The following is a 22,780-nucleotide window of genomic DNA, read 5'->3' on the forward strand; positions in this document are numbered from 1 at the left end:
CCTCTCGGTCGACACTGTGACTCAGGTCACCGTACTACCGGAGGCGCGTGAAGGCCCCCTTCCCTCGGCTGAGCCGAGGGAAGGGGGCCTTCACGGGAAATGGAGGCGTCGCGCCGGCTGCTGTCCAAGGGGTCGTGGCCCTCGCCTTCTCGGGAGAACGAGGGTCACAGACGAACAGCCGGCGCGACGGGCTTGGCGGTGCGGTCAGGTCCCGCTGATCAGGCGCAGCGCCAGATCGGGACTGAACTGACCGGCTTCGACGTTCGGCGCGATGCCGCATTTGCCGTCGGAGTCACCGGGCACCTTGACCCAGAGCAGCATCTCGGCGCCACCGCCGGTCTGCGAGGTCGCGCCGAGCTTGCGCCCGGCCGGGTTGCACCATTCGGAGCCCAGCGGGCCGTTGCCGTTGCGGCTGGTGTCGATCACGAACGGCTTGGTGTAGCCGTACTTGCTCGACAGCGCGGCGCTGACGGCCTTGCCGTAGTTCGCCGAGTCGGTGGTGGTCTTGTAGTTCGACACGTTGATCGCGAGACCGCGGATCGACTTCACCCCGACGGCGTTGAGCCGGTCGGCCATGGTCGCGGCGGGGATCCAGGTCGAGTTGCCGCCGTCCATGTACGCCCAGGTGTTCGGGGCCTTGGCGGCGAACTGCTCGGCGGCGAACTTGAGCAGGTCGAGGCGGGTCTGACGCTCGCCGGCGGGCAGGCAGTCGACCTGCGCGAGCGCGTCCGGCTCGATGACGACGACCGCGGGCTTGCCGCCGATACCGTCGGCGAAGTTCGAGATCCAGGTCCGGTACGCCTCCGGGCTGCCCGCGCCGCCACCGGAGTGACCGCCGCAGTCGCGGCCGGGAATGTTGTAGGCGACCAGGATCGGCAGCTTGTCGGCCACGTCGGCGGCGTAGGTGTAGCCGTCGACGGCGGTCTTGACGTTCCCGCTCCAGTTGCCGAACCAGCGCGCGCCCGCCTTGGTGGAGATGGCGGCCTTGATCTTGTCGGCGGTGCTGCCCGGGTGATCCCGCACCCAGACCGCGGGGTTGGAGTTCGGGTCGACGTAGAAGCCGTTGGTCTTCTCGAGGGGGTTGCCGTCGGCGGCCATGGCAGGCGAGGCGACCAGCGCCAGCAGCGAGGCGGCCAGCAGACCGAGCGTCTTGATGCGCATGTCCACCAGCTTCGAGCCCTCCCGTACAAGATTCGTACAACCCACGCGTTTCGTCCTCCGGACGCGTCCGGAGGACGAAACGCGGCGGGGGATCAGGCCGAGTAACCCTTCGGCGGGATCAGGGTGGCGAGCTGGTTGAAGGTGAGCCAGTAGATCTGGTTGCCGCCGAAGTTGGCCGGGTCGGCGATCTTCACCGTCATGTTGTCGCTGTTGTAGCCGATGATCGTGAAGTAGTGGTAGATCGTGTAGTTCGGGTAGCCCGGCGGGTGGTTGTTCGCCGGGGCGACGATGTTCGCGACGATCGCGTAGCCCTTGTCGACGTCCAGCACGATGTCGCGCCACAGGAGGTCGCGCTGCGCCTGGGTCGGCGGGTCGTTCGGCATCTCCTTGGTCTCGTACCAGCCACCGGCGACGTGGTTGTTGAGGACGCGGGTGACCTGCCCGATCCAGTCGGTGCCGTTGGTGCTGGTCGGGAGCTCGTTCGCGAGCTGCTGCTGGCTCGGCGGGTTGCCGTTCTTGGCCGAGATGGCGATCCGGGTGGCGGCCGGGCCGCACCAGTACCCGGTCTCCTGGATCTGGTACTGGATGTTGAGCTCCGCGGCCGCCCTGACCCCTTCGACCTTGGCGGGCGGCGCCATCGACTTCACGAAGTCGGGCGCGGGTACGACGTACTCACCTTGGGCGACGGCGGCCGCCGGAGCGGTGATCAGTGCGGACACCGCGAGCGCGGCCACGACCGCGGTCCTGAGTCGGCGCATGGTAATCCTTCCCCAGTTTCACTTCTGAATAGTGAATCCTGAACAGGATCTCCGGTCCGGCGGCTTTTGTCTGCGGCGTCACCTGCGCTTTCCCCGATCGGCCCACGACGAAAGTAGGATCGGATGAACGCTCCTGGGGTCATCGGGCAATAGCGATCGTGCAGGTGATGAAAGACGATCACGAGCAGGCCGGCACGCGCGGGCTGGACAGGCCGGATCTCGGTGGTCCGGATCCCGCACCCGTCTTCGGCCTGCTCTTCGACGCCCACGCGGCCCCGCTGCAGCGCTATCTCGCGCGCCGCGTCGGCACGGAGACCGCGCACGACCTCGTCGCGGAGACGTTCCTCGTGGCGCTCCGGCGACGCGAGACCTATCGCCCCGAGGCCGGCACGGCGCGCGCGTGGCTCTACGGGATCGCGACGAACCTGCTGCGCCACCACGTCCGCACGGAGATCCGGGCACTCCACGCGACGGCGCGGCTCGCGGCCGCGGGACAGACGGTCTCGGCCGGGCACGACGGCCGCGTCGCCGAACGGGTCGACGCCCAATCCCGCGCGGCCCAGCTCGCGGGAGCACTGGCCGAACTGAGCGTCGCGGACCGCGACACCCTGCTGCTGGTCTCGTGGGCGGGGCTGGACGCCGGCGAGGTCGCCGAGGCGCTGGGAATTCCCGCCGGGACGGTCAGATCACGGCTGCACCGGATCCGGAGATGGCTGCGTGCCAACGCACCGGAGATCACCACGGAGTCCACGAAGGAGGGCGGCGGAAGTGCACGGCGATAACATCCGGAAGGTGTGGTCCGAGGCCGAACTCGACGAAGCGCTGGCCGACCTCCACGCCGGGCCCGAAACCCGGCAGGACGAACTCTCCCGCGCCAGGGCCGCGCTCCTGCGCGCCGCCGGCGATGTCGAGGACGAACTCCTCCCCGTGGCCGCGCGCCCGGTGCGGAAGCGGCCGGGTTCGTGGCGGTGGATCGCGGCAGCGGCCGCCGCGGCGCTGGTGTCCGGCGGGGGGATCGTGGCGACGAACGTCTTCACCTCCGACGACGGCCCGGACCCCGCGGCCCACTCGACCGTCACCCGGGGCGAAGACGCGGTCGAGGGCCTCCACGGCGACGACTTCCCGATCCGGGACGGCCAGTACCGGCTCGTCACGGAGTCCACCTGGACAACGCATGTCACCGACAAGGGGCTCGTGTACCAGACAAACGAGATCCTCGAACGGTGGCTGCCGCCGCACAGCTGGATGCCGGTCAAGACGCGCTTCACCGGAACCGGCGAGATCCGGTGGATCAAGGGCGACTACCAGACTGCCAAGTCCCACGGCGAAACACTTCCGGGCCCGTCGTCCCACGTCACCTTGGCGGAGGGGCGGCCGCCGCGCACCACGCCACAGGTGCCTCCTCCGGTGAAGACCTCCGAGCCGGGCCCGCCGGATCGGCTGCTGCCGTCGGAAAGCGGCTGGACCGACCCCACCCCGGAGTTTCTCGCCGAACTGCCGGCCGACCCGGCGAAGCTGTCCGAGCGGCTCCGCCGTGACGGCCTCTGGCCGGACGGCCGCTCACCGGAGCAGCTGAACTCCGTACCCGAGATGTTCGAGATGGCCTTCAACGTCCTCCGCTCGTCCCAGGGCTTCGGGGCGATGCGGGTGGCGCTGTGCACAGCGCTCGCGAGGATGCCCGGCATCGACGTGGCGAGCCTGGTCGCTCCCGGCGGACGGCCCGCGGTGTCCTTCACGGTCGCGCTGCCGGACCGGACGCGCACGTTCGTCGTCGACCAGGCGACGGCGGCCGTCATCGGGAACCGCGCCGTGCGGTCCAACGGACAGGACGAGGGCTGGCCGGGGCTGACCTTGTTCGACACGTCGATCTCGGTGGTGATCACCGACGACGGCGGCCCCAAGCCCAGCTAGCGCGCGTGCTTGGCGGCGTTGAGCGCGCTTCCGACATCCGGGACCTCCAGCACCCGGATGCCCGGCGGGATCTTGCCGGAATCCGGCGGCACCAGCGCGTAGGTGAAGCCGAGCCGGGCGGCCTCCGCGAGCCGCCGCCCGACGCTCGGCACCCGCCGGACCTCGCCAGAGAGGCCGACCTCGCCCATCGCGACCAGCTTGGGCGAGAGCGGCGTGTCCCTCGCCGAGGAGATCAGGGCCAGCACCACCGCGAGATCGATCCCGGGTTCGGTGATCTTCATGCCGCCGACCGTCGCCACGTAGACGTCCTTGTCGCCGACCTTGATGTTCGCCCGCTTCTCGACCACGGCCAGCACCATCGCGACGCGGGCCGAATCGAGACCGCTCACCGCGCGCCGGGGCTGCGGTGACTGGGTCGCCGACACGAGCGCCTGCACCTCGCCCAGCAGGGGCCGCTTGCCCTCCATGGTCACCGTGACCGCGGTGCCCGCGACCGGCTCCGCCGTGTGGCTGAGGAACAGCCCCGACGGGTCGGGCACGCCGACGATGCCCTCCTCGACCAGCTCGAAGCAGCCGATCTCGTCGGCGGCGCCGAACCGGTTCTTGATGCCGCGCAGCATTCGCAGTGTCGAATGCTTGTCGCCCTCGAACTGCAGGACGACGTCGACCAGGTGCTCCAGCACGCGCGGCCCGGCGACCGAGCCGTCCTTGGTGACGTGGCCGACCAGCACGATCGGCAGCCCGCGCTCCTTGGCCAGCGCGACCAGCCCGGAGGTGACCGCGCGGACCTGGGTGACGCCGCCCGGCGCGCCCTCCACCTGCGGCGAGGCCATGGTCTGGACCGAGTCGACGATCAGCACCCCCGGTTTGACCGCGTCGACGTGCCCGAGGATCGCGGACAGGTCGCTCTCGGCCGCGAGGAACATCTCGTCGTGGACGTTGCCGGTGCGCTCGGCACGCAGACGCACCTGCCCCGCCGACTCCTCACCGGTGACGTAGAGCGCCCGGCCCGCGGTGGCCGCCCATTGGTAGGCGACCTCCAGCAGGAGGGTCGACTTGCCGACACCGGGCTCGCCCGCGAGCAGGATGACCGCGCCCGGCACGAACCCGCCGCCGAGCACCCGGTCCAGCTCGGAGACGCCGGTGGGCTTCGCGCGCGCCGTCTCGACGTCGACCTCGCCGATCGGGCGCGCCGGGGCGCTCGGCGCTCCCGCCGCGACCCTGGCTATCGCGGGGCGGGCGTCGCCGCGTTCCTCGATGGTCCCCCATGCCTGGCATTCGGGGCAGCGCCCGACCCACTTCGGCGCTTCGTATCCGCATTCACCGCAGCGGTAGGTGCTGCCTTTCTTGACCACCCCGCGAGGCTAGCGGCCACCACCGACAAACCCCGGCAACGACGCAAGTACGTGAAGGCCCCCTTCACTGCGCCTGGCGCAATGAAGGGGGCCTTCACGTACTTCTGAGGGCTTTAGTGCCCGCCGCCCTTGGCTTCCTTCTCCGGCGCGGGCGCCCGGCTGCCCGGGTGCGACGGCGCCGCGACCGGCAGGTCCACCGTGATCGAGCCGGAGTTCTTGAAGACGAAGGTGACCTTGATGGTCTGGCCCGCCCACACCGGCTGCTTCAGCCCCTGCAGCTCGATCGTGGCCTTGCCCACCTGGTCCGGCGCGTTGGTCGTCTCCGGGCCCGCGGACGGCGTGACCGTCCCGGCGGAGCTCGACGGCGCACCGGAAGACGACGGGGCACCCGACGACGACGGCGCACCCGAGGACGACGCAGGCGCGGAGGACGGGGCGCTCGTCGGGGCGACCTCCTTGGTCGACTCGACCGAATCGGACGGACCGATCACCAGCGCGTGGCCCGCGGCGATGACCTTGGACCCGGTGATCTTGGCGTCGCCGGCGGCGGCTTCGGAGGAGACGGAGACGAGCTCGTCGTCCAGCTTGCCCTGGTTCACGATGGTCAGCGTCAGCGGCGCGGCGGAACCGGCCGGGTACGCCTGGCCCTCGGTCGGGAACTGGAGCGCGGCGTTCCGCAGCACCAGGTCCTTCGCCTGCGCGTACGTCCCGTTGACCGCGGGCTGCTGCGAGTCGGTCTGGGTGATCTGACCAGCACCGCAGCCGGCGAGCACGAGCGCGGCGCCGAGCGCCAGCACACCTGCGCCGAACACGCGACGATTCTGCAGCCTCACGTCGGAGTCCTTCCATCTCACGGCCTCTTCACCGCGAAGACTAGCCGGGCGCCTCGGCGGCCGGAGAACCCGGTGCGTGTTGGCACCCCACCAATGCGGCGACGTGCCCAAGATCAACCGTCCACAAAGGATTTGGAAATCGTTCGCTTCTCACCAGCGTGAGCATGGGCGAATTGGGTTTGTCAACCCCCGGGCGGAGCACCATCAGGCCGCTGACCTGCGACGACGATCGCGGGCCGCTAGGTGGGCCTCGTCGGCACGTGCTAAGATGAATTCAGCGAAAGGGGCAGAGGACACATGGTTTTCAAGGTCGGAGAGACCGTCGTCTACCCGCACCACGGTGCCGCACTCATCGAAGCCATCGAGACCCGCGTGATCAAGGGCGAGGAGAAGAAGTACCTCGTCCTCAAAGTCGCGCAAGGGGATCTTACGGTTCGCGTGCCCGCTGACAACGCCGAGATCGTCGGCGTTCGTGATGTCGTCGGGCAAGAAGGACTGGACAAGGTTTTCGACGTTCTGCGTGCTCCGCACACCGAAGAGCCCACCAACTGGTCTCGTCGGTACAAGGCCAACCTCGAGAAGCTCGCCTCCGGCGATGTGAACAAGGTGGCCGAAGTGGTGCGCGACCTCTGGCGGCGAGAGAAGGACCGCGGACTTTCAGCCGGCGAGAAGCGCATGCTGGCGAAGGCGCGGCAAATTCTGGTCAGCGAGCTGGCGCTCGCGGAGGGCACCGACGAGGACAAGGCTGAAGTCCTCCTCGACGAAGTTCTGGAAACCGCGGCAGTCTGAACCGGCGGATGTCCCACGCCAGGTGAGGCTGCGGGGGACACCTCTACGATCGCGCACATATGAGCACCGTCCTTATGAGCACGATCGTGTTCGTCACTGTCGTTCGTCACCATGCCTCCGACGCGGAGCTCGCTCTCGCGCCGGTCAATGGTGAAGCGTTACTCACGCACACTGTGCGGGGGCTGCTCGCTCTGCCGGATCTCGATCTGGTGGTCGTAGCGGCCCCCGAGCGGTGTGCTGATTCGTTTTCGGCCGCTTTGCGCGGCTTCGAAGAGCGATGCCGGATAGTACCCGGCGCGTCACTCGCGCATGCCTTCGACACCATCGAAAGTGAGATCGCAGGGGATCCGGTGATCCTCGTGCACGACGCCCTGCGCGCGTTCACCCCCGCGGACACGGTCCGGGCCGTCGCGGACGCGGTCCGCGCGGGCTCGCCTTTCGTGGTTCCCGTACTGCCGATGGCGGACACCGTGAAGGTGACCGATGCGGCGAAGGTGATCACAGGCACCGAAGACCGCACATACCTGCGCACCGCCCAAACCCCGCTCGGCTTCACGCGTGAGACTTTTCTCTCGTATGCCGTCGAGCCGTCTCTCGACGGCGCGCTCACCGTCCCGGGCCATCCCGACGCGATGCGCGTCACCAACGCGTTCGAACTGAAGCTGGCCGAGGCGATCGCCCGGGCCGGGGAAGAGGAAGTGCTGTGAGGATCGGGAACGGCGTCGACGTCCACCCCGTCGAGGCGGGCCGCGAATGCTGGATCGCCGGTCTTCTCTGGCCGGGTGTCGACGGTTGCGCGGGCCATTCCGACGGCGACGTCGCGGCGCACGCGTTGTGCGACGCGCTCCTGTCCGCGGCCGGGCTCGGTGATCTCGGCGCGGTGTTCGGCACCGGCGATCCGCGCTGGGCGGGCAAGCACGGCGTCGAATTCCTCGCGGAGGCGCGGCGGCTGGTCGAGGCGGGCGGCTGGACCGTCGGGAACGCGACCGTCCAGATCGTGGGCAACGCACCGCGGGTCGGGAAGCGCCGCGAAGAGGCGCAGAAGGTGCTGAGCGAAGCCGTCGGCGGGCCGGTGAGCGTCTCCGGGACGACGACCGACGGCCTCGGCCTGACCGGACGCGGCGAGGGCATCGCGGCGTTCGCGACGGCACTGCTCCTGCCCTCGCAGGAATAGCCGCCGCCGGGCGCCGGTTCCGGCTGTCATGGCAGTCACACTTCCCGAACCGGTCCGCGAACTGGTGGACGGCAAGAACTTCGCGACCGTGGCCACGCTGGACGCCGACGGCGGCCCGCAGACCTCGGTCATCTGGGTGGGCCTCGACGACGGCGATCTCGTCTTCAGCGCCACCGAAGACCGGCTGAAGGTCCGGAACCTGCGTCGCGATCCTCGCGCGAGCGTGTCGATCACCGACGCGGAGAACCCGTACCGGCACACGCAACTGCGCGGCACGGTCACGATCACCCCGGATCCCGGGAAGACGCTGCCGAAGACGCTCAGCCACAAGTACCTCGGCCAGGACCCGCCGCCGGAGGGCGACGTCGAGCGGGTGATCGTCCGCCTGCGCGTCGAACGGATCGCCGGGAACGTCCGGTGATCAAGCTGCCTAGGATTCAGCCATGGGTGTGACCTTCAACGAAGCGACCAAGAAACTCCTCGACGGCAACAACTTCCCGGTGCTGGCGACCATCAACGCCGACGGCTCCGCGCAGACGTCCGTGCTGTGGGCGAAGCGGGACGGCGACACGGTGGTCTTCGCGACCGTCCGCGGCCGTCTCAAGGAGCGGAACATGGCCAGGGACCCGCGGGTGTCCGTCTCGGTCTTCGACCAGGAGAACCCGTACGACTACGTCGAGATCCGCGGGACCGTGGAGATGACCGACGAGGGCGGGCGCGAGCTGATCAACGAGCTCTCGCACAAGTACCTCGGCAAGGACTACCCGGAGGAGCCGGCGGACGTCGTCCGCGTGCTGGTCCGGATCACGCCCACCAAGATCACCGGCAACGCCGCCTGACGCGCGCCATGAACGGTCCGTTCCTCGCGAAACTTGCAAGGAACGGACCGTTCATCTCACACGCGAGGAGCGGCGGAACCCCCACGATCGTGGCTAATGTGGGGCTCGTGACCTTTCGCGCTGTGTTGTTCGACTTCTCCGGCACGGTCTTCCGGCTCGAACAGGACGAGACCTGGCTCGCCGACCTCACCGACCACGAGGGCGAGAGCCTGGACATCGAGGCCCAGACCGAACTGATGCGCCGGATGACCGCGCCGGTCGGCCAGGTCGTCGATCTCGACGAGGAGCACCTGCACGCCTGGAACCACCGCGACCGCGACCCGGTGCTCCACCGGAAGGTGTACCTCGAGGTCCTCAAGCAGTCCGGGGTGCCGCACGCCGACCAGGCGGTCGCGCTCTACACCCGGCTGATCGATCCCACCCAGTGGACGCCGTACCCGGACACCGAAGCCGTCCTCAAGGGCGTCTCCGGCAAGGGCGTGAAGATCGGGGTGCTGAGCAACATCGCCTTCGACATCCGGCCCGCGTTCGGCCGCCGTGGCTGGGACGCCTACGTCGACGAGTTCATCCTGTCGTTCGAGGTCGGAGCGGTGAAGCCGGAGCCGGAGATCTTCCGCGCGGCCGTCGAGCGGCTCGGGGTCGACCCGGCGGAAACGCTCATGGTCGGCGACAGCGAGGAGGCCGACGGCGCCGCGCGCGAGATCGGCTGCGCGTTCGCGCTGGTAGAGCCGCTGCCGACGACCGAGCGGCCGGACGCCCTGCTCAACGTCATGCGCGCCCACAACGTGCTGTAATACGGTCACTGCGACACCGCTCACGCCGACCCCGTACCCTTTTAGGGTGGCACTACACCTCTATGACACGGCGACCCGGAGCGTGCGGGAATTCCATCCCGCCCGTAGCGGAACGGCGTCCATGTACGTGTGTGGTGCCACCGTGCAGGGTGTTCCCCATATCGGCCACGTCCGCGGCGCGCTGAACTACGACGTCCTTCGTCGCTGGCTCGTCCACAGTGGACTCGACGTGCTGATGGTCCGCAACGTCACCGACATCGACGACAAGATCCTCACCAAGGCCGCCGCGGCGGATCGCCCGTGGTGGGAGTGGGCGGCCACGCACGAGCGCGCCTTCGAGTCGGCGTACGAGGCGCTGGGCTGCTTGCCGCCTTCGATCGCTCCTCGGGCGACCGGGCATGTCACGCAGATGGTCGAGCTGATGCAGCGGCTGATCGACGGCGGGCACGCGTACGCCTCGGGCGGCGACGTGTACTTCTCGGTCAAGGCGTTCGACGGCTACGGCGATCTCTCCGGCCAGAAGCTCGACGAGGTCCAGCAGGGCGAGAGCCTCGGCGAGGGCAAACGCGACGCGCGCGACTTCACGCTGTGGAAGGCCGCGAAGCCGGGCGAGCCGTCTTGGCCGACGCCGTGGGGCTCCGGCCGTCCCGGCTGGCACCTCGAATGCTCGGCGATGGCGACCACGTACCTCGGCGCGGAGTTCGACATCCACGGCGGCGGCGTCGACCTGGTGTTCCCGCACCACGAGAACGAGCGCGCCCAGTCGAACGCGGCGGGTGACCCGTTCGCGCGGTTCTGGCTGCACAACGCCTGGGTGACCTTGTCCGGCGAGAAGATGTCGAAGTCGCTGGGCAACACGGTCTCGATCCCGGAGATGCTCAAGAACTACCGGGCGCCCGAACTCCGGTACTACCTGGTCCAGCCGCACTACCGGTCGACGATCGAGTACTCCGACGGAGCGCTCGCCGAAGCCGCGCAGGGCTACCGGCGGATCGAGCAGTTCCTCCGCCGCACGGCGGGTATCGCCGGCACGGTCCACCTCGGCGAGATCCCGGACGGGTTCGCGGCCGCGCTCGACGACGACCTCGCCACTCCGCAGGCCTTCGCAGTGCTGCACAACACGGTCCGCGACGGTAACGCGGCCCTCGACGCGTCCGACAATTCCAAGGCACTCGAAATCGCCGCCTCCGTGCGCGCGATGACCGACGTGCTCGGCCTCGACCCGCTCTCCGCGCGCTGGTCCGAGGCGGGCGGCAATGAGACGCCCACCCGGCAGGCACTGTCCGAACTCGTGGAAGGGCTGCTCACCGAACGGCAGCAGGCCCGCGCCGAGAAGGACTTCGCCCGTGCGGACGCCGCGCGTGACCGCCTCCAGCAGGCGGGCATCGTGGTGGAGGACACCCCGAACGGTCCACAGTGGACCGTCAAGGACGTCTGACCCTTACTCGGTCTCTAGCTCAAGGATTCTCACTGATGGCAGGCAACTCCCGGCGCCAGGGCGCTATTCGCAAGCCCGGCACGAAGAAGGGTCAGGTCGTCGGCTCCGGCGGCCAGCGCCGGAAGGGCCTCGAAGGCAAGGGCCCGACGCCCAAGGCCGAGGACCGGCCCGGCCACAAGGCGTACCGGATGGCCAACGCGCGTGACCGCAAGGACCAGGCGCGGCAGAAGAAGGCCGACAAGCCGGAACTGATCGCCGGGCGCAACCCGGTGGTCGAGGCGCTGCGCGCCGACGTGCCGGCCACCGCGCTGTACGTGGCGATCAACATCGAGATCGACGACCGCGTCAACGAGGCCGTCCGGCTCGCCGGCGACAAGGGCATCTCGATCCTGGAGATCCCGCGCGAGGAACTGGACCGCAAGACCAACCGGGCCATGCACCAGGGCCTCGGCCTGCAGGTCCCGCCGTTCGTCTACGCCGACCCGCGCGACCTGATGGCCGTCGCGAAGGACTCCGGGCAGACCCCGCTGTTCGTCGCGCTCGACGGCGTCACCGACCCGCGCAACCTCGGCGCGGTGATCCGGTCCGCCGCCGCGTTCGGCGCGCAGGGTGTCCTCCTGCCGGAACGGCGCAGCGCGGGCATGACCGCGGTCGCGTGGCGGACCTCCGCCGGCACCGCGGCCAAGCTGCCGATCGCCGTCGCGACCAACCTCACCCGTCAGCTGAAGGCGTGGAAGGACGACGGCCTGATGGTCGTCGGCCTCGACGCGGACGGCTCGGTGGACATCGACGAACTCGACCTCGCGGCGGATCCGCTGGTCATCGTGCTCGGCTCGGAGGGCCGCGGCCTGTCCCGGCTGGTGCGCGAGACCTGCGACGCGACCGTGTCGATCCCGATGGCGGCGGGCGTCGAGTCGCTCAACGCGTCGGTCGCGGCCGGCGTGCTGCTGGCCGAGGTGGCGCGGCGCCGGCGGCTCGCGGGACGCGTCTGACCCCGCGCTTCGTCACCCGGTGCGGGAACCTCAGGCTAAGGTCACCAGCGGCTAACGCGTAACCGCCCTGGGGGACCCGCACCGATGTCGTTCATTTCACCGCTGTTCCTGTGGTACTTCATGCCGGCGATCCTGCTCGCCGTCCTGGTGTGCCCGCGCAGCTGGCGGAACGGCATCGTCGCGGTCGGCAGCCTGATCTTCTACGCCACCGGTGCCGGCCCGTACACGCTGGTGCTGCTCGGCTGCATGGTGGTCAACTTCCTGGCCGGGCCCGCGCTGGAGCCGAACGCCTGGGACCTGCAGAACAAGCGGCGCAAGCGGTTGCTGATCGGGGTCATCGGCCTCAACGTCGGCATGCTGCTGATCTGGAAGTACGCGGGATTCGCGACGCAGCAGATCGCGGCCGTGACGCACTGGTTCGGCGGCGATTTCCCGGTGGCCGAACTGGTCATCCCGATCGGCATCTCGTTCTACACGTTCCACCACATCTCCTACGTGGTGGACATCTACCGCGGTGAACGCCGCGCGCTGCGCGACCCCGTGGCGTTCACCGCGTACATCGCGATGTTCCCGCAGCTGGTGGCCGGGCCGATCGTGCGGTTCCGGGAGATCGCGGGCCAGCTGCCGCAGCAGCGGTCCCACCGCCTCGACGACATCGCCGCCGGTTTCCCGCGGTTCGCGCTCGGGCTGTGCAAGAAGACGATCATCGCGGACTCGCTCAGCCCGCTGGTGGACACCTGCTTCAACACACCACCGGATCAGATGACCTTCGCGATCGCCTGGCTCGGCGCGATCGCGTACACCCTGCAGCTGTACTTCGACTTCTCCGGGTACTCCGACATGGCGATCGGGCTCGGCCGCATGCTCGGCTTCCGGCTCCCGGAGAACTTCGCGAGACCGTACTCGTCGGTGACGATCACCGAGTTCTGGCGGCGCTGGCACATGTCGCTGTCGCGCTGGTTCCGCGACTACGTCTACATCCCGCTGGGCGGCAACCGCGCAGGCGCCGGGCGCACGTACCGGAACCTGTGCATCGTCTTCGTGCTGACCGGGTTCTGGCACGGCGCGCAGTGGACGTTCCTGATCTGGGGCATCTACCACGGCGCGCTCCTGATCGTGGAGCGCGCGTTCGGCTACGACACCGCCCCCAAGTCCCAGGCCGCGCGCATCGGGCGCCGCGCGCTGACGCTCGTGCTCGTGGTGTTCGGCTGGGTGTTCTTCCGCGCCAAGGACCTGCCGCAGGCGCTCGGCATGATCGGGCACATGGTGCTGCCGGACTTCACGGGCCTCACCGACGTCGTGGAGAGCGCGGTGACCAACCAGCGGCTGATCATCCTGCTGTGCGCGCTGGCGATCGTGTTCCTGCCCGCGCATCCGGTGACCGGGCCGCTGCTGGAGTCCTCGCGGAGCCGCCCGGCGACGGCGCTGCGGATCGGCGTGATGACCGTCGGGCTGGTGTACGCGGCCATCCTGATCGCGACCGGGACGTTCAGCCCGTTCCTCTACTACCAGTTCTGAGGGAGCCCCGAGAATGACGGACCTGTCCAGCCAGCCCGGCGTGATCCCGTACGTGGACGCCCACGACGGCCCGCGCCGGCTGCTCACCGTCGAACTGCGGCCGTTCCCGTCCAGCTCGGTGCCGTACGCCCCGTTCGTGAGCATCGACGGCAGGCAGTTCCTGGTCTCGTGGGGTGCGGTCACGTTCGAGATCCCCGCCGATCGGAACGTCCACGTCAGCGCGCATCTGCACACCAATTACGGGTCACAGGCCGCCGCGACACCGTTCGCCTCGATCGTGCTGGCACCCCATCCGGAGCCGGTCCGCCTGACCGCCCAGTTCACCGGATCCGGCGGTTCGATGTTCCCGGTCGGCTAGCTTTGCCGCATGACCGGCGACTGGAAGCGGGATCGGATCGGTTCGGCGCTGCGCGGGGAGAACCCGACGGTGCTGCGGCGGCTGGACGCGGGGTTCGCGGTGATCGGCGATACGCAGTTCCTGCCGGGCTACTGTGTCCTGCTGACCGATTCCCCGGCCGTCGGCAGGCTGACCGACCTACCGCGGCCGCGACGGCTGAAGTTCCTGTCGGACCTGGAGCTACTCGGCGAAGCCGTCGAAAACGTCTGCGCGCGTAGGGATCCGGGCTTCCGCCGGGTGAACCTGGAGATTCTCGGCAACACGGATCCGTTCCTGCACGCGCACGTCTGGCCGCGTTACGACTGGGAGCCCGCCGAGGTGGTCGGGCGGCCGGTTTGGCTGTATCCGGTGGAAAACTGGGCCTCTTCACTGGGGCCTCAGCACGACTCGCTGCGTTCCGAGCTGACCGCGGAGATCGACAGGCTGCGAGCCGCTTCGACCACGAGCTGAGCGAACTCCCTGCCGCGCACCATCGGCAGGTAGTGCCCGGCTTTCGGAACGGTGACGAGGCGCCCGTCGGCGCAGGCGTCGAGAAAGCGGCGTTCATGGCGGCGGAAGTGGTCGTGTGAGCCGTTGACGATCCACGTGGGTCCCGGGTAGGCCGCGAGTTCCGCCAGCACGTCGAAGTCCGCGAAGGCCTCTGCGACGTCCGGGATCACCTCCGTCGCGATGCCGCCGCCGATCACCGCTTCGGCGAGTTTCGGCGGCAGGACGCTTCGGAACTGCCAGCGGCTCAGCCGCTCGCCCTGGTCCGGCAGCCGCATGAGCAGGCGGTGTGCAGCGCGGAACGGAGTCTCCAGGGTACGGCCGGGCAGGAGGGTCGAGTCCGCGACGACGAGGCCGGCCACGCGCTCCGGATACCGCGCGGCCGCGGCGATGGCGGCGTAACCACCGAGGGAATGCCCGACGACCAGCGCGGGTTCGTCGATGGCTTCGGCGATCACGTCCGCCGCGTCGTCCAAGGTGAACCGCTCTCCCCGGCGGGTGCCGTGGCCTGGGAGATCGACTGCCTTCGCGGCCTGTCCGAGCACTTCGAGCTGCTCGGTCCACGCGGCGCCGCTGAGCCGGATGCCGTGGACGAAGACGATGGGGACCATGGACTACCTCCTGAATGCAACGCACCGTTGCGTTGCAAAGTACGCGCCCTCGGTACGAAACGCAACGGTGCGTTGTATTGTTGCCGGGTGACCACCCAGAACGGTCCGCGCAAGGCCGAGGCGATCTTCGCCGCCACTCTCGAACTGCTGGCCGAGCACGGTTACGACAAGCTCGCCATCGAGGCCGTTGCCGCCCGGTCCGGCGTCAACAAGACGACGCTGTACCGGTGGTGGCCGTCGAAGGACGCGCTCCTGGCCGCCGCGGTGCGCGACTCGGACCTGTTCGCCCTCGACATCCCCGACACCGGCAGCCTCCGCGGCGACCTTGTCGCCATGGCAACGCAAATCCACCGGCTGCTGACCTCGGAGCACACCGCGCCGGTCGTCACGGCGGCCTTGACCGCGGGCACCCGGCGTCCCGAACTCGGTGACGTGGCACGGAGTTTCTTCGCCGACCGCATGGCACGCGAAGAGCCGATCTTCGAACGCGCCACCGCGAGAGGCGAACTGCGCGCCGGCGTCGATCCGGTTCTGGTGATGGATCTGCTCGCGGGGGCGATCTGGTTCCGGTTGCTGCTGCGCGGCGGCGACGCCGGCCCGAAATTCCTCGAAGAAGCCGTCGATACCGTACTGGGTGGTGCCGCGTGAAAATCACGCTGAAGATCGAATCCGAGCGCCTCGAAGATTATCTCGCCGCCGACGCGATTGTCGATCACGATCACCCTCTGATCCGCGAAACGGCTGACAGCCTGTCACCGACCGGCGGCAGCGAAGTCGACGTGATTCGTTCGATGTTTCACTTCGTGCGCGACGAGATCGACCATACGGTGGACGCCGCCGATTCCCGGGTCACTCTTATGGCCTCCGACGTTCTGCGCGAGGGAGTCGGGCTCTGCTACGCGAAGGCCCACCTTCTGGCCGCTTTGCTTCGCAGCCAAGGCATCCCGGCCGGGTTCTGTTATCAGCGGATCGGCGTTCTGCACGGGCTCAACGGCGTGTACCTCGCAAGTCTGGACCGGTGGATCCGGCTCGATCCCAGAGGCAACAAAAATGGTGCGGACGCGCACTTTCCTTTGATACAAGCGAGCCTGCCGGAAGATGAGCGGCTGGCGTGGACACTGGACCCGGGCAAGGGCGAGATCGACTTCCCCACGGTGTACACCGCACCGTCTTCGGCGGTCGTCGAAACCTTGTCGTCGGCGAAGCCCGGACCCGCCTGGTACGAAGGAACACTTCCGCACGCTCCGTGAGTGGTTTTTCCGTGTTCCGGCGAAACCTCCGATGCGAAACCGGCATCGCCGAGCGTCACATTCGTTGTCGGTCGCTTTCCCCCGAATTTCTTATTTCGGGCTGGTCACGATGCGCGTAGAGTAACTCCCCGCACTCGAACAGATACGCACTGCGTTCGTCCGTTCGAGTGCTGATCAAGGAGGTGACCTTCGTGCCCGCGGAAGCCGATCGGCTCCGCCGTACCCCGTTGCAAGAGATCTTCTGGACCAGGACGAGTCTGCTGCTCACCGTACTGGTCGTCGTCGCGGGCCTCAGCCTGTGGATCTCCAGCATGATGGATCCCGGCGCCGGCAAGACACTGCTCACCTCGGTGGGCACCGGCACCCTGATCTCCGCGGTGGTCGGCTTCGGCCAGACCCTGATCACCGCCACCGCGTCACAGCGCGCGATGGTGACCCCGGTGATCGAGGAGAGCCGCCGGGCGCTGGAAGCGCTCAGCGCCGAATACCGTTCGCTCAACAAGGAATTCTTCCCCACCCACGTCTTCGAGGCGACCACCGATCCGGACCCGATGTTCAACCGGGTCATGACCGAAGACCTCGACGCGACCAGGCACTACTTCTTCCGCGGCTTCTCCGGCAGGCACGCCGCCGCCCGATTGTTGTTGTCCCGAACCGAAAGGGAGCTTCGCGTGGTCATCGCCGACCCACGCGACGAGGGCGCGATCGGCGGCAGGGCGCGCTATCTCCTGCGCAGCGAAGAAGCGGGAATGGACTACGAGACGATCCAGAAGCGGCTCAACGACGAGATCAGCATCGGCCTCGTCGGGCTGTTCCTGGCGCGCAGCCGGTGCTCGCTGGTGGACATCACCGTCGTCGCCGACCCGCCACTGGACCGGCTCGAAGTGTTCGACGAGAGCGTTTGGGTGACCTTGTACAGCGACATCCGCGGCGCGACCACGTTGTATCCGCGCACGCTGCGGTTCAGCGAAGGTTCGTTCCTGTACAACAAGGAACGCTCCGAGTTCCTGCGCGTGTCGCAATCGCGCTCCGGACGGCACTTCCGCATCTCGACCACGACGACGAGGGCGGATTTCCTCGCCCTGTACGAAAAGATCACCGGCTCTCCCCTGTCCGAAGAGAACTTCCTCGAACTGGAAGGGAAATTCCACACCTTCCGGAAGGAGTTCACCACAATCGCCGAGCTGAACCCCTGACCTCTCGGCGTCGCACGGCACTAGATTTGAGGAGCTGAAGTTGCTCACTCGCTTGTCCCCCCTCACCCAGCTCTCCGCGCTGCTCCGGACCACGGACCTGCCGCTGACGCAGCACTGGCAGATCGTCGACGGGATCTTCCGCGACTGGACGTCGAGACCAGAGCTGCGCGACGACCTCCGGCGGCATTTGGCTTCGCTGAGCCCGGACGAGGCGAGCGCGGTACTCGAGCGGTCCCGGGAGACCACCACCCATTTCGCCTGGTGCCTGCTCGATTGCCCGACCGATCCCTTTTCGATCTGGCTGCACGAGTACAAGGCGCCGTCGGACTGGCGCGAGGGGTACGCCGATTCCGTGCACAATCACAGATATCACTTCTGCACCACGATCCTGCGTGGCAACTACGTCCACGAGCGATATTCGACCCTGCGAGATCAACTTTCCGGATTGATCACATCGGTTCGGTTACGACGTAGCACCCTGTGCCAGACAGGGTCGGCGGGCGTCATGTACGCGGACGAGTTCCATCGGATTCCCGAGGCCACCGAAGGGACTATGACGTTTCTGGTGAAATCACGTCCGGTGAGCGAGTTCAGTCTTTCCTTCGACCCGAAAACCGGAATCGGGCATCGTCACGTTCCGGTCGAGGTCCGATTGGGGGACCTCGCGGGCCGTATCTGACTACACACCGCCGTCGAAGGCGCATACCCTTGCTCCACCCGTCCGTAAACGGGATCGGAGAGGTATATGCGCGCGCGAAAGAGCACGATTCCTTCGCAGACCATCGAAGCCGTCGAACACCATGTCCGGCGACTGTGCTGGCGTTATGCGGACAAACTGCAGTTCCACGGCTGGCACCACGTCAGTTTCGTCCGGGCGAAGGCCGCGGGGTTCGCCGAACACAACGGTGCGGATCGCGCCGTCGTCGAGGTGGCGGCGCTGGTGCACGACGTGAACTACATCGTGCACCGGAACTCCCCCGCGGCCGCCGGGCGAGACCTCCGGATGGGCATCCTGCGGGAATGCGGTGTCGAGGAAACCGTCGCCGAGTGGATCGACGAGATCATCGACGAAGCCGAGATGGCCACCAGAGGCCGTCACATCTCGCTCGAGGCTCAAGCGCTGAGCGATGCCGACACGCTGTTCAAGGCGCTGCCGGTGACGCCCGTCGTACTCGCCCACCGCTATCTGCGGGAGAACGGGTTGAGCCTCCGCGAGCTGGCGGACAAGATCGTCGGCGAACAGTGCGATGTCCACGACAGTGGTTACTACTTCTACAACCCCAAGGCGGCGGAGAACTACTCCCGCTGGGCACTGGCGAATCTTCAGTTGTGGCAGTGCATCAAGGAGGCCGTCGACGATCCGACGGTCGTCGAACTCCTCGACGCGGTACACGCCGTGGACGCCACCGACTTCGAGGCCGAGCCCGCCGCTTCCTGATCCCGCGTGACGCTCGCTCGTCGGCCGGCGAACGGCGGATTTCGCGTGCTCAGAAACGCGACTCGCGTGATTCGAGGCGTAACTCGCGTGCTCAGAGGCGCGACTCGCGTGATTCGAGGCGTAACTCGCGTGATCGGAGGCGTAACTCGCGTGACGTTCAGCGCTGGCCGTAGCCGCGGAGTTTCTCCACGACGTGCTCGATCTCGGCGGGCGGGAGCAGGGTCGGTGTTCCCGCCGCCCGGGCCGTCAGCCACACCTGGCAGACCCACTCGAGCTGCTGCGCCCGGCTGTACGCGGAGCCGAGGCTGTCGCCGAAGATGACGGTGCCGTGGTTCGCCAGCAGGCAGCCGCGGCGGCCTTCCAGCGCTTCCAGCATCACCTTGGCGAGCTCTTCGGTGCCGTACGTCGCGTAGGCCGCGACACGGGCTGTCGGGCCGATCGCGGCGAGCATGTAGTGGATCGGTGGCACCTCGGTGACGAGGGTCGAGACCGCCGTGGCGTGCACGGAATGCGTGTGCACCACGGCGGAGACCGGCTTACCGTCGGGATCCGTGGCCTGCCGATACACGGTGAGGTGCATCGGGAGTTCGCTCGTCGGTTTGAGCGAGCCCTCCACGATCTCCCCGTCGAGGCCGACGACCGGTACGTCTTCCGGCCGCAGCCCGGCGTAGTCGACGCCTGTCGGGGTCACCGCGATCAGGTCGCCCTGCCTCGCGGAGACGTTGCCGGAGGTGCCGACCACGAGCCCGTCGGTGGTCATCCGGCGGGCGAATTCGCAGACCGCCAAGCGTTCTTTGGCCAGGATCACCGTCACAACCTCCAGAGTCCGCGGGCCGCGGCCAGTGAGGCCTGATAGTCGGCATAGCCCTGCTCGTAGAACTCTACGTTCTCCGGCCGGACCTCGACGACGCGTGCGCTTTCCGCCCAGAGCTCCCTGTCGACCGGTTCGCCGAGGGCGTCCGCCGCGACGATCACCGCACCCCGCGCGCCGACCCCGGGATCGCCGGGGATGACGATGGGCCGCCCGAGAACGTCGGCGAAGATCCGGGTCCACTCGAGCGAGCGGACCCCGCCGCCACAGGCGTACAACGTGCCGGTGAGCCCGGCGGCGTCGAAGCAGTGCCTTGCCGCATAAGCGATCGACTCGCACAGCGCCCGGACGATGTCGCCGCGTTCGCTCTCCAGGCTCAGCCCGGAGAACTGCGCCCTCGCGGAAGCGTCGACGAACGGGGCTCGCTCACCCGACGCGGAGAGGAACGGCAGCGCGCGAACACCACCCGCACCCGGCCTGCTCACGTCGAGCAGCGGACCGATCTCCTCGACCGCGATGCTGAACAGGCGGCACACCCAGTCGATGCCCGCGGTGCCGACCATCGCCGGCATCGCCCGCAGGAACTCCCCTTCTTCCGGCGTGCAAAGGAACATGCCAGCCGGCTCGCCCTCCGGATCGAACTCCGCCGAATCCGTCAGGACCTGGCACGCGAGGGTGGTGCCCGCCGTGAGGATGCCGTCACCCGGCCGTCGTACCCCGGCACCGATGGCGCTCGCGGGCAGGTCGAACGGACCCGCGGTGACCGGCAGCCCGACGGGAAGACCGAGCAGCGCGGCCCCGCGCTCGTCCAGCCGGAAGACGGTCTTCGGCGCGGCGGGCTCCACGAACAGGCTACGGCGGTGAGAGAGCCCGACGGCCGCGATGGCGCCCTCGTCGTAACGCCGGGTCGCCGGATCGAGGAAGGGCAGCGACGCGTCCGACGCGTCGACGGTGATCTCACCGGTCAACCGCTGGAGCACGGCGTCGACGCAGTAACCTGCCACCGCCGCCCTGTCCAGCGACTCCGGCTCGTGAGTGTCCAAAAAGGACATTATTGCCGCGGCACAACCCGGGAACATTCCCGACGCGGTGCGGCGGAACACTTCCCTGGTCACTCCGCCGGTCTGCCATTCGGCGAGCAGCGAGTTCGCCCGGCCGTCGAGCCAGGAGATCGCCGGGCGGACGGCCTCGCCGGATTCGTCGCGCAGCCACAATCCGTCGCCCTGACCGGTGAGGGCCAACGCGGTGACCGGGCCGTCGAGCCCGGCGGCGACTTCGCGCACCACCGTCGCCACAGTGCCGAGAACCTGGTCGAGGTCCTGTTCGACCAGTCCGCCCGGCAGGTGGTGCACCTCGGACGTGGTGCACGCGCTCGCCACGGACATCCCGGCCTTGTCGAAGACGACCGCCTTCGTCAGTGACGTGCCGATGTCGACGCCGATGATCATGGCCGCAGGACCTCGGGGTTCGCCAGATTCGCGAGCGCCTCCCCGCGGACGTACCGGCCGACTTCGGCGGCGACGATGCTCGCCGCGCGCTCCGCCGTCTGCCTGCTGGCTCCGGCGAGGTGCGGGGTCGCGATCACGTTCGGCGCGTCCCGCAGCGCCCAGTCCGCGGGCGGAGGCTCGACGTCGTACACGTCGAGCGCGAGTGCGCCGAGCCGTCCCGAACGCAGGGCTTCCGGCAGCGGCGAGTAGTCGAGCAGGCCCCCGCGCGCGGTGTTGACCAGTACGGCGCCTTCGGGCAGGAGGGCCAGCTTGGCTGCATCGATCAGATGCCGGGTCTCCTCGGTGAGCCGGGCGTGCAGGCTCACCACGAAGCTGCGACGCAGCAGATCGTCCAGCTCGACGAGCTCCGCGCCGTCGGCGGCGATCTTGGCGGGGTCCGCGAACGGATCCGAGACCAGCACCTTCGCGCCGAACGCGATGAGCACCTTGGCCACCCGCGCGCCGATCGCGCCGTACCCCACCAGGCCGACGGTGGTGCCGTCGAGTTCGAGACCGGTCTGGTCGTAGGCGTAGTAGTCGCCGCGCCAGGTGCCGCCCAGCAGCTCGGCCGAGGACGTCGAGATCCGGCGCATCGCGGCCAGGATCATCCCCACCGCGAACTCGGCGGCGGCGCCGGCGTTCCGGCCGGGCGCGTACGTCACCGCGACACCCGCCTCGGTGGCCGCCGCGAGGTCCACGTTGACCGGGCCTCCCCGGCACACCGACACGAGTTTGAGGTCCGGCGCGGCGGCGAACACCTGTTTGGTGAAGGGCGCCATCTGGGTCACCGCGACCTCGGCTCCCGCCAAGGCCTCGATCACCTGCTCCTCGGTGCCGCTGGCCTCGTGCACGTTCGCGACCGGACCGAACGGCTCCACCGGCCACGGCAGCGTGAGTTCCGAGAACTCGTGCCCGGCGCCGATCTCGGCACGGACGGCGCCGGCCAGCAGGCCGGTGCCGACGAAATGGTCTCCCGCAGCGAGTATCCGCAACTCTGCGTCCTCTCTCCGTGCCCGCATCGGGCGCTTCTCAGTGTCTGTTGGTGAACCCGCCACCGCAATCGACGCCGGCTTCTGCCTGCCGATTCAGTGCGCTTGCTCGTATTCGGTGATGTGCGCGACCTTGCTCGCGCTGGCCGAGGCCGGGTCGAAGCGGTAGCCGACCCATTCGGCGACGATCTTCTTCGCCAGCTCCGGCCCGATCGCCCTGGCGCCGAAGGTGATCACCTGGCAGTCGTTCGACTTGACCGAACGCTCGGCGGAGTACGAGTCGTGCGCGACCGTGGCCCGCACCCCCGGGACCTTGTTCGCCGAGATGGCCATGCCGATCCCGGTCCCGCAGACCAGCACGCCGCGATCCGCCTCGCCTCGCGCGATCCTCTCCGCCGCCGCGAGGCCGAGCAGCGGATACGCCTTGTCGTCGGCGCCGTCGGCCACGCCGAGGTCGGTGACCTCGTCCACCCGGTCATCGGCGAGGAGCAAGTCACGCAGCTGATCCTTGAGGGCGACCCCGGCGTTGTCCGCCGCCACCACGATCCGCATT

At 68.6% G+C, this 22,780-nt stretch carries 27 protein-coding genes; 18 read left to right on the forward strand and 9 right to left on the reverse strand.

Translation table 11 applies throughout. The features are described 5' to 3' along the window. Positions 1-204: 204 nt before the first annotated feature. A complete protein-coding gene (locus ACZ1DY_RS41230) occupies positions 205-1,161 on the reverse strand; it encodes a glycoside hydrolase family 6 protein (RefSeq protein WP_465482948.1) in 957 nt (318 codons plus the stop codon). A gap of 92 nt (positions 1,162-1,253) precedes the next feature. Continuing rightward, positions 1,254-1,919, reverse strand: coding sequence for a C39 family peptidase (locus tag ACZ1DY_RS41235; RefSeq protein WP_219147712.1), 666 nt, complete (start codon positions 1,917-1,919; stop codon positions 1,254-1,256). A 158-nt stretch (positions 1,920-2,077) separates the two neighbouring features. On the opposite strand from ACZ1DY_RS41235, the gene ACZ1DY_RS41240 reads away from it, so the two are divergent. Both ACZ1DY_RS41240 and ACZ1DY_RS41245 read left to right on the forward strand, forming a co-directional pair. Continuing rightward, positions 2,078-2,701: an RNA polymerase sigma factor gene (locus tag ACZ1DY_RS41240; protein WP_465482949.1), complete on the forward strand. Its 624-nt coding sequence runs from the start codon at positions 2,078-2,080 to the stop codon at positions 2,699-2,701. Beyond that, entirely contained in the window at positions 2,688-3,830 is a 1,143-nt protein-coding gene (locus ACZ1DY_RS41245; protein WP_465482950.1) for a CU044_5270 family protein, read from the forward strand. The genes ACZ1DY_RS41240 and ACZ1DY_RS41245 overlap by 14 nt, the downstream gene beginning before the upstream one ends. Here the strand turns inward: ACZ1DY_RS41245 and radA are convergent. After that, positions 3,827-5,185: a DNA repair protein RadA gene (radA, locus tag ACZ1DY_RS41250; RefSeq protein ID WP_034310209.1), complete on the reverse strand. Its 1,359-nt coding sequence runs from the start codon at positions 5,183-5,185 to the stop codon at positions 3,827-3,829. The two genes, ACZ1DY_RS41245 and radA, sit on opposite strands and share 4 nt — an antisense overlap. Before the next feature lie 113 nt (positions 5,186-5,298). Continuing rightward, positions 5,299-6,018, reverse strand: a complete 720-nt coding sequence (locus ACZ1DY_RS41255) for a copper chaperone PCu(A)C domain-containing protein (RefSeq protein ID WP_465482951.1) — start codon at positions 6,016-6,018, stop codon at positions 5,299-5,301. A 297-nt stretch (positions 6,019-6,315) separates the two neighbouring features. Between ACZ1DY_RS41255 and ACZ1DY_RS41260 the strand changes: the two genes are divergently transcribed. The 11 genes from ACZ1DY_RS41260 (at position 6,316) to ACZ1DY_RS41310 (ending at position 14,409) form a co-directional block, all read left to right on the forward strand. Then, entirely contained in the window at positions 6,316-6,807 is a 492-nt protein-coding gene (locus ACZ1DY_RS41260) for a CarD family transcriptional regulator (RefSeq protein ID WP_005165253.1), read from the forward strand. Between the two features lie 59 nt (positions 6,808-6,866). Then, a complete protein-coding gene (locus tag ACZ1DY_RS41265; RefSeq protein WP_465482952.1) occupies positions 6,867-7,514 on the forward strand; it encodes an IspD/TarI family cytidylyltransferase in 648 nt (215 codons plus the stop codon). After that, a complete protein-coding gene (gene ispF, locus ACZ1DY_RS41270; RefSeq protein ID WP_034310203.1) occupies positions 7,511-7,981 on the forward strand; it encodes a 2-C-methyl-D-erythritol 2,4-cyclodiphosphate synthase in 471 nt (156 codons plus the stop codon). The genes ACZ1DY_RS41265 and ispF overlap by 4 nt, the downstream gene beginning before the upstream one ends. A 28-nt stretch (positions 7,982-8,009) precedes the next feature. Further along, positions 8,010-8,402 (forward strand): PPOX class F420-dependent oxidoreductase, encoded by a 393-nt coding sequence (locus tag ACZ1DY_RS41275; protein WP_465482953.1) that lies wholly within the window; start codon positions 8,010-8,012, stop codon positions 8,400-8,402. A 22-nt stretch (positions 8,403-8,424) separates the two neighbouring features. Continuing rightward, positions 8,425-8,820 (forward strand): PPOX class F420-dependent oxidoreductase, encoded by a 396-nt coding sequence (locus tag ACZ1DY_RS41280; protein WP_192743908.1) that lies wholly within the window; start codon positions 8,425-8,427, stop codon positions 8,818-8,820. 107 nt (positions 8,821-8,927) lie between these two features. Then, entirely contained in the window at positions 8,928-9,614 is a 687-nt protein-coding gene (locus tag ACZ1DY_RS41285; RefSeq protein WP_257489666.1) for an HAD family hydrolase, read from the forward strand. A 46-nt stretch (positions 9,615-9,660) separates the two neighbouring features. Further along, positions 9,661-11,052 carry a cysteine--tRNA ligase gene (gene cysS / locus ACZ1DY_RS41290; protein WP_126730230.1) on the forward strand — a complete coding sequence of 464 codons (1,392 nt, stop codon included), beginning with the start codon at positions 9,661-9,663 and terminating at the stop codon, positions 11,050-11,052. Positions 11,053-11,087: 35 nt separating this feature from the next. After that, positions 11,088-12,044: a 23S rRNA (guanosine(2251)-2'-O)-methyltransferase RlmB gene (rlmB, locus tag ACZ1DY_RS41295; RefSeq protein WP_034310192.1), complete on the forward strand. Its 957-nt coding sequence runs from the start codon at positions 11,088-11,090 to the stop codon at positions 12,042-12,044. Between the two features lie 84 nt (positions 12,045-12,128). Further along, positions 12,129-13,562: an MBOAT family O-acyltransferase gene (locus ACZ1DY_RS41300; RefSeq protein ID WP_465482954.1), complete on the forward strand. Its 1,434-nt coding sequence runs from the start codon at positions 12,129-12,131 to the stop codon at positions 13,560-13,562. Positions 13,563-13,575: 13 nt separating this feature from the next. Continuing rightward, positions 13,576-13,920: a hypothetical protein gene (locus ACZ1DY_RS41305; RefSeq protein ID WP_257489668.1), complete on the forward strand. Its 345-nt coding sequence runs from the start codon at positions 13,576-13,578 to the stop codon at positions 13,918-13,920. A gap of 9 nt (positions 13,921-13,929) precedes the next feature. After that, on the forward strand, positions 13,930-14,409 hold the full coding sequence (locus ACZ1DY_RS41310; protein ID WP_257489669.1) for an HIT family protein: 480 nt from the start codon (positions 13,930-13,932) through the stop codon (positions 14,407-14,409). Here ACZ1DY_RS41310 and ACZ1DY_RS41315 read toward each other — a convergent pair. Beyond that, positions 14,337-15,056, reverse strand: coding sequence for an alpha/beta fold hydrolase (locus ACZ1DY_RS41315; RefSeq protein ID WP_465482955.1), 720 nt, complete (start codon positions 15,054-15,056; stop codon positions 14,337-14,339). The genes ACZ1DY_RS41310 and ACZ1DY_RS41315 overlap by 73 nt on opposite strands. A gap of 87 nt (positions 15,057-15,143) precedes the next feature. On the opposite strand from ACZ1DY_RS41315, the gene ACZ1DY_RS41320 reads away from it, so the two are divergent. The 5 genes from ACZ1DY_RS41320 to ACZ1DY_RS41340 all read left to right on the forward strand — a co-directional run bounded on the left by ACZ1DY_RS41320 (position 15,144) and on the right by ACZ1DY_RS41340 (position 18,940). After that, positions 15,144-15,704: a TetR/AcrR family transcriptional regulator gene (locus ACZ1DY_RS41320; RefSeq protein ID WP_465482956.1), complete on the forward strand. Its 561-nt coding sequence runs from the start codon at positions 15,144-15,146 to the stop codon at positions 15,702-15,704. Beyond that, entirely contained in the window at positions 15,701-16,306 is a 606-nt protein-coding gene (locus ACZ1DY_RS41325) for a transglutaminase domain-containing protein (protein WP_465482957.1), read from the forward strand. The genes ACZ1DY_RS41320 and ACZ1DY_RS41325 overlap by 4 nt, the downstream gene beginning before the upstream one ends. 149 nt (positions 16,307-16,455) lie before the next feature. Continuing rightward, positions 16,456-17,502 (forward strand): hypothetical protein, encoded by a 1,047-nt coding sequence (locus ACZ1DY_RS41330; RefSeq protein WP_225949732.1) that lies wholly within the window; start codon positions 16,456-16,458, stop codon positions 17,500-17,502. Between the two features lie 40 nt (positions 17,503-17,542). Continuing rightward, complete coding sequence (locus tag ACZ1DY_RS41335) at positions 17,543-18,181, forward strand: hypothetical protein (protein WP_257489673.1); 639 nt, start codon at positions 17,543-17,545, stop codon at positions 18,179-18,181. 66 nt (positions 18,182-18,247) lie between these two features. Then, the gene (locus ACZ1DY_RS41340; RefSeq protein ID WP_192743918.1) at positions 18,248-18,940 is read left to right on the forward strand and encodes an HD domain-containing protein; all 693 of its coding nucleotides are present in this window, start codon (positions 18,248-18,250) and stop codon (positions 18,938-18,940) included. A 157-nt stretch (positions 18,941-19,097) separates the two neighbouring features. Here the strand turns inward: ACZ1DY_RS41340 and ACZ1DY_RS41345 are convergent, their stop codons facing one another. From ACZ1DY_RS41345 to ACZ1DY_RS41360, 4 genes are all read right to left on the reverse strand, one after another. Continuing rightward, positions 19,098-19,748, reverse strand: coding sequence for a class II aldolase/adducin family protein (locus tag ACZ1DY_RS41345; protein WP_465485783.1), 651 nt, complete (start codon positions 19,746-19,748; stop codon positions 19,098-19,100). A 2-nt stretch (positions 19,749-19,750) separates the two neighbouring features. Further along, entirely contained in the window at positions 19,751-21,199 is a 1,449-nt protein-coding gene (locus tag ACZ1DY_RS41350) for an FGGY family carbohydrate kinase (protein WP_465482958.1), read from the reverse strand. Further along, positions 21,196-22,230: a 2-hydroxyacid dehydrogenase gene (locus tag ACZ1DY_RS41355; protein ID WP_465485784.1), complete on the reverse strand. Its 1,035-nt coding sequence runs from the start codon at positions 22,228-22,230 to the stop codon at positions 21,196-21,198. Before ACZ1DY_RS41355 ends, ACZ1DY_RS41350 begins: the two co-directional genes overlap by 4 nt. A gap of 93 nt (positions 22,231-22,323) precedes the next feature. Next, entirely contained in the window at positions 22,324-22,779 is a 456-nt protein-coding gene (locus ACZ1DY_RS41360) for a ribose-5-phosphate isomerase (RefSeq protein WP_126730211.1), read from the reverse strand. Position 22,780: the final 1 nt, after the last annotated feature.

Source organism: Amycolatopsis sp. PSD-21, from assembly GCF_055561455.1.

What these genes read in the sequence shown, in the direction of transcription:
- ACZ1DY_RS41310 (WP_257489669.1), top strand. Translation starts at nt 13,930, where the DNA reads ATGACCGGCGACTGGAAGCGGGATCGGATCGGTTCGGCGCTGCGCGGG.
- ACZ1DY_RS41230 (WP_465482948.1), bottom strand. Translation starts at nt 1,161, where the DNA reads ATGCGCATCAAGACGCTCGGTCTGCTGGCCGCCTCGCTGCTGGCGCTG.
- ACZ1DY_RS41260 (WP_005165253.1), top strand. Translation starts at nt 6,316, where the DNA reads ATGGTTTTCAAGGTCGGAGAGACCGTCGTCTACCCGCACCACGGTGCC.
- ACZ1DY_RS41340 (WP_192743918.1), top strand. Translation starts at nt 18,248, where the DNA reads ATGCGCGCGCGAAAGAGCACGATTCCTTCGCAGACCATCGAAGCCGTC.
- ACZ1DY_RS41360 (WP_126730211.1), bottom strand. Translation starts at nt 22,779, where the DNA reads ATGCGGATCGTGGTGGCGGCGGACAACGCCGGGGTCGCCCTCAAGGAT.
- rlmB (WP_034310192.1), top strand. Translation starts at nt 11,088, where the DNA reads ATGGCAGGCAACTCCCGGCGCCAGGGCGCTATTCGCAAGCCCGGCACG.
- ACZ1DY_RS41265 (WP_465482952.1), top strand. Translation starts at nt 6,867, where the DNA reads ATGAGCACCGTCCTTATGAGCACGATCGTGTTCGTCACTGTCGTTCGT.
- ACZ1DY_RS41280 (WP_192743908.1), top strand. Translation starts at nt 8,425, where the DNA reads ATGGGTGTGACCTTCAACGAAGCGACCAAGAAACTCCTCGACGGCAAC.
- ACZ1DY_RS41235 (WP_219147712.1), bottom strand. Translation starts at nt 1,919, where the DNA reads ATGCGCCGACTCAGGACCGCGGTCGTGGCCGCGCTCGCGGTGTCCGCA.
- ACZ1DY_RS41315 (WP_465482955.1), bottom strand. Translation starts at nt 15,056, where the DNA reads ATGGTCCCCATCGTCTTCGTCCACGGCATCCGGCTCAGCGGCGCCGCG.
- ACZ1DY_RS41350 (WP_465482958.1), bottom strand. Translation starts at nt 21,199, where the DNA reads ATGATCATCGGCGTCGACATCGGCACGTCACTGACGAAGGCGGTCGTC.
- ACZ1DY_RS41275 (WP_465482953.1), top strand. Translation starts at nt 8,010, where the DNA reads ATGGCAGTCACACTTCCCGAACCGGTCCGCGAACTGGTGGACGGCAAG.
- ACZ1DY_RS41300 (WP_465482954.1), top strand. Translation starts at nt 12,129, where the DNA reads ATGTCGTTCATTTCACCGCTGTTCCTGTGGTACTTCATGCCGGCGATC.
- ACZ1DY_RS41305 (WP_257489668.1), top strand. Translation starts at nt 13,576, where the DNA reads ATGACGGACCTGTCCAGCCAGCCCGGCGTGATCCCGTACGTGGACGCC.